Raw genomic sequence first — 10,869 nt, forward strand, 5'->3', positions numbered from 1 at the left:
GGGCTGATAGCAGTCGTGGTTTTTATTACCATCTATTTCAACTGCTCGCCCTAGCGGGCCGGAGGCCTTGTTCTCTGCCGCTAGCACCCTAGTCGACAACGGTTCTAAGGCAGCCTCAGCTCTCCTCTGATCACCAGCACCGCTTGCCCAGCAATCTCCACCCGTGAGCCTCGATCTCGGCACCACAGCTCGCCCCCGCGGGCCGAGAGCTGGTGAGCCTTCAAATCAAGTCGGCCCAGGCGTTTGGCCCAATAGGGCATCAAAAGACACTGGGCGGATCCCGTCACCGGATCCTCCGGGATCCCCAGCCGAGGAGCGAAAACGCGGCAGACAAAATCCGGCCCATTCCCCAGAGCCGCCCCAGAGGCTGTGACGATCAACCCCGGAACGGGGAGCGCTTGAACCTGAACCAGATCCGGCTGCACCTGCTGCACTTGTTCCGCCGAAGCCAGCACCGCTACCCCCATGTCCCCCCGGTATAGCTCCACAGGTGGGATCCCCAAAGCCGCTGCCACCTGCTCCTTGGCTTCTGGCCAAGGTTCCGGAGTTTGAGCAGGAAAATCCATGGCCAGGCGATCCCCTTGCCGCCGCACCTGCAACAGGCCACTGCGGGTGGAAAAGGCTACCCTCTCCGCCTCAGGATGCACCTCGGTGAACAGCACATAGGCACCAGCCAAGGTGGCGTGGCCACAGAGATCCACCTCCGTCGTCGGCGTAAACCAGCGCAGCCCATAGTGGGGAACCTCGCCCTGGGATCCCTGAGGCAGTAAAAAAGCCGTCTCCGACAAATTGTTCTCTGCGGCAATGGCCTGCATCAGCGCCTGCGGCAGCTCCTGAGGCAGCAAACACACCGCCGCGGGGTTACCTGCAAAAGGCACCGCCGTAAATGCATCCACCTGAAAAAACGGGATCCGCACGTTCTCAACCCAGCCCAACTCAGGCCATGATCCCACAGCAGACCCCAAAGTAGGGGGATCCGCACCCCGACCGCACCCGCCAAAAGCGGGATCCCGCTGACAAAGGCTATTGTCAGGCCAGAAAGTTGGCTGATAAACTAGCACTCGTAAGTCGAGAGTGCTAAGTCGCTTCCCTTCGGGGAAGTAGAACTAATGGAAATGAAAACTTCAGCTTCGTGCTTTAGGATCACGGAGGACATTCGTCATGGCTGCAGTAGCTCTTAACGTCTCTACCCTGAAGCCGCTGGGCGACCGCGTGCTGGTCAAAATCGCTCAGCAGGACGAGAAAACCGCAGGTGGGATCTTCTTGCCGGACACTGCCAAGGAAAAGCCCCAGGTGGGGGAAGTGGTTGCTGTTGGCCCTGGCAAGCGCAACGACGAGGGCAAGCTGATCCCGATGGAACTGAAAGCCGGCGACAAAGTGCTCTACTCCAAGTATGCCGGAACCGAAGTCAAGCTGGGCAGCGATGAATATGTGCTGTTGGCCGAGCGGGACATTCTCGCCATTGTTCAGTAATGGTCAGTGATTCAGCAGCAGTTCAACGAACGATTGAATCCTTGAGACTCTGTTTCACCCTTAGCTGCATTTGCATCGGAGAGGTTGACTATGGCCAAATCAATCATCTTCAGTGAAGAAGCCCGCCGCGCTCTAGAGCACGGCATGGATATTTTGGCAGAAGCCGTAGCCGTTACCCTGGGTCCCAAAGGGCGCAACGTCGTGCTGGAGAAGAAGTTTGGCGCCCCCCAAATCATCAACGACGGGGTAACCATTGCCAAAGAAATCGAGCTGGAAGACCACATTGAGAACACAGGCGTTTCCTTGATCCGGCAGGCGGCTTCCAAGACCAATGACACGGCTGGGGATGGCACCACCACGGCCACGGTCTTGGCTCACGCCATGGTGAAAGAAGGTCTGAAAAACGTGGCTGCCGGCGCCAACCCGATTGCCCTAAAGCGGGGGATCGACAAGGCGGTGAAGTTTTTGGTAGACAAGATCGCCGAGCATGCCCGCCCGGTCGAAGATTCCAAAGCCATTGCCCAGGTGGCGGCCATTTCCGCCGGTAACGATGAAGAAGTGGGCCGTATGATTGCCGAGGCCATGGACAAGGTGGGCCGCGAAGGGGTGATCTCCCTGGAAGAAGGCAAGTCCATGACCACCGAGCTGGAAGTGACGGAAGGGATGCGCTTCGACAAGGGCTACATCTCCCCTTACTTCGTCACCGATACCGAGCGGATGGAAGCGGTTCTGGAAAACCCCTACATCCTCATCACCGATAAGAAGATCACCCTGGTGCAAGACCTGGTACCGGTTCTGGAGCAGGTGGCCCGCGCCGGTCGTCCTCTGCTGATCATCGCCGAAGACATCGAGAAAGAAGCGCTGGCTACCCTGGTGGTGAACAAGCTGCGGGGTGTGCTGAGCGTGGTGGCGGTAAAAGCCCCTGGCTTCGGGGATCGCCGCAAGGCCATGCTGGAAGACATCGCCATCCTGACCGGCGGTGAGGTGATCAGCGAAGAGCGCGGCCTGAAGCTGGAGAACGCTCGCCTCGATTCCTTCGGCACTGCCCGTCGCGTCACGGTAACCAAAGACAATACCACCATCGTGGCGGAAGGCAACGAAGCGGCTGTGAAAGCCCGTTGCGAGCAAATTCGCCGTCAAATTGAGGAAACCGACTCCACCTACGACAAAGAAAAACTGCAAGAGCGCCTGGCCAAGCTCTCCGGCGGCGTGGCGGTGATCAAAGTGGGCGCGGCCACTGAAACCGAGATGAAAGACCGCAAGTTGCGCCTGGAAGATGCCATCAACGCCACCAAAGCGGCGGTAGAAGAAGGGATCGTTCCCGGCGGCGGTACCACCTTGGCACACCTGATCCCAGTGGTAACCGAGTGGGCGCAAGCCAACCTGTCCGGCGATGAACTGGTGGGGGCCAACCTGGTCGCCCGCGCTCTGGGCGCTCCGCTGCGCCGCATTGCTGAGAACGCCGGCCAAAACGGCTCCATTGTGCTGGAGCGGGTGAAAGATAAGCCCTTCAACACCGGCTACGATGCTCAGAACGACGCCTTCGTGGATATGTTCGAAGCGGGCATTGTAGACCCGGCCAAGGTTACCCGTTCCGCCCTGCAAAACGCCGCTTCCATTGCGGGGATGGTGCTGACCACCGAAGCGATCGTGGTGGACAAGCCCGAGCCCAAAACCAACACGCCGGCAAGCAGCGGCAGCGGCATGAGTGACTACGACTACTAATCCGTTGACCGCCACAGCGAGGTGGATCCCTGAGGCTCACCGAAGAGCCCATGGGCACTTCGCTTCCTGGCCAGGCATCTTGGATGAATCTTTCGGGATCCCCTGGTGGGATCCCTTTTTTATGGATTTTCATTTTTTATCAAGACAGGCGAGCTGGCGGGATCATTCCCAATACCCATGCAACAGCAGCGCAACTGTCTGTGACGTTGATCCCCCTCTACCTTTGGGAGAGGGGCTGGGGGTGAGGGCGCTAGAGCCATGCAATCGGGAACTGCCTCAAACTGGTTTTTTGATAACGACTCTGATTCTGTCCAACTTGAAGAGAAGGGGAAGGCGGTGTGGCTCAGCTGATCTGCATTGGCCTGGATCTGGCCTGGTCAACCCGCAACCCTTCCGGTCTGGCCACGCTGCGAGTCCAGCTCGGGGATCCCGGCAGGCAGAACTTGACAGGCTATCTGGTGGATAGCCGCATTCTCCAGACGGATGAGGAGATCCTGGACTACATTCAAGCTCAGGCGGGAGGGGATCCCTGCTTGGTGGCGGTGGATGCGCCCTTGCGGGTTCCCAACCTCACAGGACAACGGCGGGCCGAGGCCGAACTGAACCGGGTGTTTCGCGCCTATGCAGCCGGGGCCCACCCAGCCAACCGCCGGCTTCTAGAAAAAAACGGCCAGGTGAGAGGGGAAGCCTTGGTGCAAGCCCTAGCCAGTTATGGCTTTCGGGAGCAGGCCAGCATCGAGCGAGGAAAACTTACCCGCCAAGTGACCGAGGTCTTCCCCCACAGCGCCTTGGTAAGCCTCTTTGGCCTCAGCCGCACTCTAAAATACAAGGCCCGCCCTCGACGCACCTGGCCGGAACGGCAACAAGCTTGGCAACTTTACCAGCATCATCTGCGCTCTCTGGCTGCCGCTGACCCGGCTCTCCAGGATCACGAAGAGCTGCTTCAAGTGGAGGTGGGATCCCTCAAGGGCCGTCGGCTCAAAAACTACGAAGATCAAGTGGATGCCTTGATGTGTGCTTACATCGCCCTCTACGGGTTCCGCTGGGGACCCGAGCGCTGCCGCAGTTTCGGCAACCTGCAAGAAGGGCACATTTTCACGCCCTTGCCCCCTCGAACCTCTGAGGCTGATTGAGACCCGCTCCGGGATCGCAGGTGGAAATCCCAACCAGAAGAACAAAACTCTCGCTAGCCTTGGATCCCTCCTTGGCGGCATGATAAAAACAAGGGATCCGCAGAACAGGGGAAAAATGGACGTGCAACTGGGCCGCAATCGGCAGGCAAGACGCGCTTACGGGCTGGATGAAATCGCGCTGACCCCAGGCAGACGAACGCTGGATCCCAGCCTGGTGGATACCCACTTCACCCTGGGAGGGATCCAACGGCAAATCCCCATCATCGCCAGCGCCATGGATGGCGTGGTGGATGTGCGAATGGCCATTTTGCTCTCGGAGCTGGGAGCTTTCGGGGTGTTGAACCTGGATGGCATCCAAACCCGCTACGCCGATCCCGATGAGGTGTTGGATCAGATTGCGTCGGTGGGCAAAGACGAGTTTGTGCCTCTGATGCAGCGCCTCTACAGCGAACCTGTAAAGCCGGATCTGATTCAAGAGCGCATCCGCCAAATCAAGGCCGGTGGCGCCATTGCCGCCGCTAGCTGCGTGCCCGCCCACGCCGCCCAATACGGCCCCCTGGTGGCGGAAGCGGGGGGGGATCTGTTTTTCGTCCAGGCCACGGTGGTTTCGGTGCACCACAAGGTTCCCGAAGGCATGGAACTGCTGGATCTGGCCCAATTTTGCCGGTCGATGCCCATTCCTGTTGTGGTGGGCAACTGCGTTACCTACGATGTCGCTCTGGAGCTGATGCAGGCCGGAGCTGCCGGTGTCTTGGTGGGGATCGGCCCTGGCGCTGCCTGTACTTCCCGAGGCGTGTTGGGGGTGGGAGTGCCGCAGGCTACGGCCATCGCCGACTGTGCCGCTGCACGGGAGCAGTTTTTGGCGGAAACCGGCACCTATGTCCCTGTGATTGCCGATGGGGGATTGGTGACCGGTGGCGACATTTGCAAGGCCATCGCTTGTGGAGCCGATGCAGTGATGATCGGATCCCCCCTGGCCCGCGCCTATGAGGCCCCCGGTCGCGGCTTTCATTGGGGCATGGCTACCCCCAGCCCCATCTTGCCCCGCGGCACCCGCATCCGCGTGGGATCCACCGGCACCTTGGAAGAAATCTTGCGCGGCCCCGCCCGCCTGGACGACGGTACCCACAACCTCTTGGGCGCCCTGCGCACCAGCATGGCCACCCTGGGGGCTGCCAATCTTCGAGAAATGCAGCAGGTGGAGATCTGCATCGCCCCCTCCCTCCTGACCGAGGGCAAGGTGTACCAGAAGGCGCAGAGCTTGGGTATGGGGAAATAGTCCTTTGGGAATGCTAAACTCGGTGGGCTGGGATCCCTCGGGGGCGGTTAGCTCAGCGGTAGAGCGCCTGCCTTACAAGCAGGATGTCACTGGTTCGAGTCCGGTACCGCCCATCCCCACCGGAGCTTGCAGCTTGAGAGCTCTGTCTCAGTTTGAGATACACCCGCTAGCCAGAGCCGGATCCCTGAGGTAGAGTAGTGGATATCGAGCCTCGATCATCTACCGCAGTTGGGTCTCGCATTGAGTCTTGCCCAGAAAGTGTGTAAAGTGGTAGACGATGTGGACTTCGGCTGTATCATGTCTTCCCAGAGTCCCCAATTGCCAGGCTCGTTATTGAGTAGGCAGTTTGTCGCTTCTATGAGGACATCCCTACAGCCAAAAAGGTGTGAGGAAAAGAACAAGGAGAGAAACATGCCCGCGAAACACGCGAACTACTGGAAAACGCTGCTGGCCGGCACTCTGGGTGCAGCAGCGATCCTGACCCCTGGAGTGGCTTATGCCCAAGCTACAGGGCCGGTCACCTCCATCTCTGAGCTTTCGGATGTGCAGCCCACCGACTGGGCCTTCCAAGCCCTGCAATCCTTGGTGGAGCGCTACGGTTGTATTGCCGGCTACCCTGACCGCACCTTCCGCGGCAACCGGGCTATGACTCGCTTTGAGTTTGCCGCCGGTATGAACGCCTGCTTGGATCGCATCAATGAGTTGATTGCAGCCGGTTTGGCCGACAAAGTCTCCAAGGAAGACTTGGCCACTCTGCAGCGCTTGCAAGAGGAATTTGCTGCTGAGCTGGCAGCCCTGCGCGGGCGGGTGGATGCCCTGGAAGCCGATGTTACTGATTTGAAAGGGAAGGTCTTCAACCCGGTTACCAAGTTGAATGCCCAAGTCATCGCCGCTGTTGTAGGCAGCGCTCTCACGGAAGACAGAGTTGTTGATGGGAAGGTAGTAGCAGAGCAAAACCAAGCCAACATGACTCTTCCCTATCGGGTACGCTTGAACTTCGATGCTTCTTTTGTGGGTCGCGATCGCCTGCGCATTCGTCTCCAAGCTCGCAACGCTGTGACTGAGTTCTTTGATGGGGATCCCGGCCTTGAGTTTGGCGGTGGTGGCGGCGGCACTTTCACCCTGGCCAAGCTGATCTACCAATTCCCAGCTTTCAACCGAGCAGCTACCATCTACACGGGTATCGTTGGCTCAGGTGTGTTCGATGTATTCAACTACAGCACACCCTTTGAAGCTCTCTCCGACTTCGCCGACGCTCCCAACTCCACGGCGGATGTGCCAGGTGGAGCTCTGTTTGGCTTCCGCTACCGCCTCTCCGATCAACTGCGCTTGGCCTACAGCTACAGCACCAGGAACGCTCAAGCCTTGGGCAAGGGCTTCGGCGACAGCGGTATAACCGGTAGCGACAGTGCCCACGCGGTGGAGCTGGGCTTCCTGCCGAATGAAAATCTAGAGATTTACCTGCAGTTTGCCAGTACCTACCTGCAGCAAGCAAATAACGGTCCTACCTTCCTGGCCACAGGCACAGCTCTCTTCCGCGGGCCGGTAAGAGAACCGCAGGTCAATGTCTCTGCGCAGGTAAACGCCTTTACAGTCGCAGCCAACTGGGAGCTTAGCCCTCGAATTACCGTATCCGGCTGGTTTACTGCTGGCAATGTGGATTACAACCTGCCCAATGTGGTACCGGCTGGTACTGTTGATCCGGGAGAGGAAGGCTTTAACGGTCTCCTCCTTGGCTTTGTTTTCCCGGATCTCTTCATTGAGGGTGCTCAGGGCGGTGTGGTGTTTGGCCAACCGATTGTCAGCACCGAGGAGGGAGTTTTTGACAGCCGTCCTTTCATCGTGGATGTTTACTACAGCTTCCCGGTGAACGAGTACCTTACCCTTACCCCGGCAGCCTACTTTGTGAGCAATCCCAATGGTGGGCCTAGCAAGTCTGGGGATACCGATCCAACCATCGGCGTGGGTGTCTTGCGGGCTGTGTTTGCTTTCTAGTTCCCAGAGTCCTTACGCTGACATTCAAGTCGTTAAGTTAAGTAGGGATCCACTGCAGTGGATCCCTATTTTCTTACATCAGCCCCTCTGGGGGGATGAAAGCCTGGGCTTGACGTCAAGCTTGGGACAAAGCTAGGGATTACAAAAGGCACACTGAGCGGGATCCGCCCAGGGCTCTGCCACAGGCTCGGTGTGGGTGTGGGAACAGCGAGCACAGCCATATACCCAAGCCTTGGCCACGGGGGTGGGGGCGCCACATTGGCCGCAGGGCAGTCCAGAGACCGAGCGGATCTGCCAGTAGCCAGGAGTGCCGCAGGCCGGGCACAGGCTTTGGGCTTTGGCGATTAGGTTTTGGGTGGCGGCTGCGATGACTTGGAGCCGGGTTGGGTTGCACATGGCCCGCATGTCGGTTTCCAGATGCAGGCCACCCTGCCGAGCCAGCAGCTCCCCCACCACCTGCTTCAGGGTTGCTTCGTCTTGGATTCCTTTGTGGATAACCTGGGGCTTTTCTGGCTGGTCGAGGGCGATCAGGGCGTGCTGGGGAAAACCCGCCCTTTGGGCAAAGTCCAGCGCTTCTGCCCAGCTCTGCACCCAGCGATGGCTGAAATTGGTTTGGGTGCTCTCTGCATAGCCGACCAGCTCCAAGGGCTCCGCGCCGGGTTCAAAAACCCTGAGCATGACCCACTCCTGATTCCAAGGGATCCAGGGAATCTGAGGGTGGGGGCCAAAGGACCCCTCGCTGGCCAAGCCCAGAGCTTCAGGATGATCCTGCAAAGCCCTTGCAATCTTCAGGCGCAGAGTGTGGATGGGATCCCCCGGTCGGGGCCGCTCCCGCGAGAAGGTGCCCAGTTGGTCGGTGTCGAAAGCTACTACTTGAACTTGGATCCCCAAATGTTCGGCCAGGAGAGGGCCGATGACCTGCTCTTTGCGATGCATGGTTGCCAAGTAGGCGACCCGACCCTTCCATTGCATAGACTCAGACTTAACCTAGATCTGGCAAACGGATCCCGCAGCTTTGTGGCTCAGGCCAATTGGGGTTACTCAAACCAGGGGACTGGCCTCGAGCGGCAAGCCCAACTGGGCAACAGCCTCGGCCAAGGCCACCTCACGGCTGTCCACAAACCGCTCTGGGGACAGTGGCAGATGCAGGCTTTCTAGGCGCTGCCGGATCCGGCCCTTGGCCCCAACAATCCACACCTGTTTGCCCCGATCCAGGGCCTCGCGGATGGCATTTTCCAAGGATAGCGTCGCCGAAACTCCCAGCATCGGCACATCTGATAGATCCACCACCAGCGCTTGGCAGGAGGCCACCGCCTGATGTTGGCGGGAAATGGCTTGGGAAACCCCGAAGATCATCGGCCCGCTCAGGTAAAACAGCAACACCTGCCCGCATCCCTGGCGCAGCAATTCCCTCTCACGGGGAGTGAGATCCACCGCATCATCGGCATCGGTAATGGCTTTCACCTCTTCGGAGTGGATCTCGCTGAGGCGTTGAATGGTGAGCAAGTTGGCCACAAACACTCCCACTCCCACTGCAGCGATGAGATCCACAAACACCGTCATGAACATCACTCCGTACATGATGGCTGCCCCTTTGAGGGAAAGGCGGTGGGCCCGCTTGAGGAAGCTCCAGTCGAGGATATCCACCCCCACCTTAAAGGCGATCCCTGCCAGCACCGCCATTGGGATCCCTTGCGTGAGGGGAGCGGCAAACAGCACCACCATCAACAGAATGAGGGCGCGGGTGACGCCCGCCAGAGGGGTACGTCCCCCCGACTGGATATTCACCACCGTGCCCATGGTTGCCCCTGCTCCCGGCAGCCCTCCCATGAAGCCGGACACCAAGTTAGCGATCCCCTGCCCGATCAGCTCTTGGTCGGAGTCGTGGCGGGTGCGGGTGAGGTTATCGGCAATGACTGCCGTTAAGAGGGTGTCGATGCAGCCCAGCATCCCCAGCACCACCCCATCCAGCACCAAGTTGGCCAGGGAAGCAAAGGGCAACTGCGGCCACTGCAACTGCGGCAAACCGGTGGGGATAGGGCCAATGCGCCGCAAATCCCAATCGGCCATGAACAAGCTGGCCACCAGCGTTCCCAACACCAAAGCCACCAACTGCGGCGGCACCACCCGTCGCCAGGGCTTGGGATAGCCAAAAAGGATGGCAAGCGTCAGCAGCCCCAGCCCCAGCTCTGGCATCTTAAGGTTGAGCAGGTAGGTCGGCAGGTTCTGCACCGCCCCAATCACTCCCCCCTGGCTGGCGTGGCCCAAAAGCGGCGGGATCTGCAGCAAAATCATGATCCAGCCGATCCCGGACATAAAGCCGGAAATAACGCTGTAGGGCATGAGGGTGATGTATTTACCCAGTTTCAGGGATCCAAACAACACCTGAAACAAGCCCCCCAGCATCACCACGGTGAAGGCCGGCCCCAGCCCCTGCTCCGGATAGCGGGCTGTAACATTAGCAACCACCGCCGTCATCATCACAGTCATCGGCCCGGTGGGTTCGGAGATGAGCGTGGGCGTACCCCCAAACAGAGCCGCAAAAAAGCCCACGCATACTGCTCCGTACAAGCCCGCCACCGGCCCTGCCCCCGAAGCCACCCCAAAGGCCAAGGCCATCGGCAAGGAAACAATCGCCGTCGTCAACCCGCCGAAGAGATCCCCGCGCCAGTTGTCTAGGCTCAGACGTCGGTGCCAACCCAGAAATCTCCTGTTGCCGGACTGTTGTTCTTTCACTTGGCTCAGCATGCCCCAAAGCCCTCGACGCTATGGGCAGCCTATCATTGAACGTTACTATAGAGATCACGCTAGATGATAGGTTTTCTTCTATGATTTCCCTCAGGGATCCCTATCTGGATCCCACTCAGAGTGAGGCATGGGGCTTGAGCCGGTAGAGTTGTGTGAAAGTGAGAGTAGTCCACATAGCGATGCCCATTGCTGTCCAGGTGGAGAATATCGGCAAATCGGTGGTTCCAGAGAATCTCATCGGCCAAGTAGGAGTGGCGAGCATAGATGGTTTGGGAAAAGGTGTCGTCGATGCCGGTCAGGGTAATGATCAGCTCCGCTTGGCCCACCTGTAAATCTCGATCCATGAGGCTGTAGAGAGGGCCGCCGATGAACCACCGAGCCTCTCCTACTGGAAGTCAGCCGGCCTTCACAAAGGGCGAATGGTAGACTGGGAATACAAAAGCTTTCTGCTCAATTCAATCACCTTCAGCTTACTAGGTTGTGTTGATCTTTCATTTGAGCCAAAAGAGAGCACTG

General features: G+C 58.9%; 9 protein-coding genes and 1 tRNA gene. 6 read left to right on the forward strand and 4 right to left on the reverse strand.

All coding sequences use genetic code 11. The annotated features are described in order from the left end of the window. Window positions 1–104: 104 nt before the first annotated feature. Window positions 105–935: a PhzF family phenazine biosynthesis protein gene (locus NW843_RS02660; protein ID WP_414522039.1), complete on the reverse strand. Its 831-nt coding sequence runs from the start codon at window positions 933–935 to the stop codon at window positions 105–107. A 226-nt stretch (window positions 936–1,161) separates the two neighbouring features. Here NW843_RS02660 and groES point away from each other — a divergent pair, with 226 nt between their 5' ends. The 6 genes from groES to NW843_RS02690 all read left to right on the forward strand — a co-directional run bounded on the left by groES (window position 1,162) and on the right by NW843_RS02690 (window position 7,605). After that, window positions 1,162–1,473: a co-chaperone GroES gene (groES, locus tag NW843_RS02665; RefSeq protein ID WP_011433225.1), complete on the forward strand. Its 312-nt coding sequence runs from the start codon at window positions 1,162–1,164 to the stop codon at window positions 1,471–1,473. Between the two features lie 90 nt (window positions 1,474–1,563). Further along, a complete protein-coding gene (groL, locus tag NW843_RS02670) occupies window positions 1,564–3,198 on the forward strand; it encodes a chaperonin GroEL (RefSeq protein WP_011433224.1) in 1,635 nt (544 codons plus the stop codon). Between the two features lie 338 nt (window positions 3,199–3,536). After that, window positions 3,537–4,331 carry a DUF429 domain-containing protein gene (locus NW843_RS02675; RefSeq protein ID WP_414522040.1) on the forward strand — a complete coding sequence of 265 codons (795 nt, stop codon included), beginning with the start codon at window positions 3,537–3,539 and terminating at the stop codon, window positions 4,329–4,331. 115 nt (window positions 4,332–4,446) lie between these two features. Continuing rightward, window positions 4,447–5,610 carry a GuaB3 family IMP dehydrogenase-related protein gene (locus NW843_RS02680; RefSeq protein WP_414522041.1) on the forward strand — a complete coding sequence of 388 codons (1,164 nt, stop codon included), beginning with the start codon at window positions 4,447–4,449 and terminating at the stop codon, window positions 5,608–5,610. Window positions 5,611–5,651: 41 nt separating this feature from the next. Then, window positions 5,652–5,723, forward strand: a tRNA-Val gene (locus tag NW843_RS02685). Window positions 5,724–6,021: 298 nt separating this feature from the next. Beyond that, window positions 6,022–7,605, forward strand: coding sequence for an iron uptake porin (locus NW843_RS02690; protein ID WP_414522042.1), 1,584 nt, complete (start codon window positions 6,022–6,024; stop codon window positions 7,603–7,605). Window positions 7,606–7,737: 132 nt separating this feature from the next. Here NW843_RS02690 and NW843_RS02695 read toward each other — a convergent pair whose 3' ends face one another. The 3 genes from NW843_RS02695 to NW843_RS02705 all read right to left on the reverse strand — a co-directional run bounded on the left by NW843_RS02695 (window position 7,738) and on the right by NW843_RS02705 (window position 10,721). Next, window positions 7,738–8,577, reverse strand: a complete 840-nt coding sequence (locus tag NW843_RS02695; RefSeq protein WP_414522043.1) for a DUF6671 family protein — start codon at window positions 8,575–8,577, stop codon at window positions 7,738–7,740. A 69-nt stretch (window positions 8,578–8,646) separates the two neighbouring features. After that, window positions 8,647–10,353, reverse strand: a complete 1,707-nt coding sequence (locus tag NW843_RS02700; RefSeq protein ID WP_414522044.1) for a SulP family inorganic anion transporter — start codon at window positions 10,351–10,353, stop codon at window positions 8,647–8,649. Window positions 10,354–10,412: 59 nt separating this feature from the next. Continuing rightward, a complete protein-coding gene (locus NW843_RS02705) occupies window positions 10,413–10,721 on the reverse strand; it encodes a hypothetical protein (protein ID WP_414522045.1) in 309 nt (102 codons plus the stop codon). Window positions 10,722–10,869: the final 148 nt, after the last annotated feature.

The organism is Synechococcus sp. R5-12 (assembly GCF_047502655.1).
GTDB lineage: Bacteria > Cyanobacteriota > Cyanobacteriia > Thermostichales > Thermostichaceae > Thermostichus.

Coding starts and splice junctions, on each gene's coding strand:
- groES (WP_011433225.1), top strand. CDS start 1,162: ATGGCTGCAGTAGCTCTTAACGTCTCTACCCTGAAGCCGCTGGGCGAC.
- groL (WP_011433224.1), top strand. CDS start 1,564: ATGGCCAAATCAATCATCTTCAGTGAAGAAGCCCGCCGCGCTCTAGAG.
- NW843_RS02680 (WP_414522041.1), top strand. CDS start 4,447: ATGGACGTGCAACTGGGCCGCAATCGGCAGGCAAGACGCGCTTACGGG.
- NW843_RS02690 (WP_414522042.1), top strand. CDS start 6,022: ATGCCCGCGAAACACGCGAACTACTGGAAAACGCTGCTGGCCGGCACT.
- NW843_RS02695 (WP_414522043.1), bottom strand. CDS start 8,577: ATGCAATGGAAGGGTCGGGTCGCCTACTTGGCAACCATGCATCGCAAA.
- NW843_RS02700 (WP_414522044.1), bottom strand. CDS start 10,353: ATGCTGAGCCAAGTGAAAGAACAACAGTCCGGCAACAGGAGATTTCTG.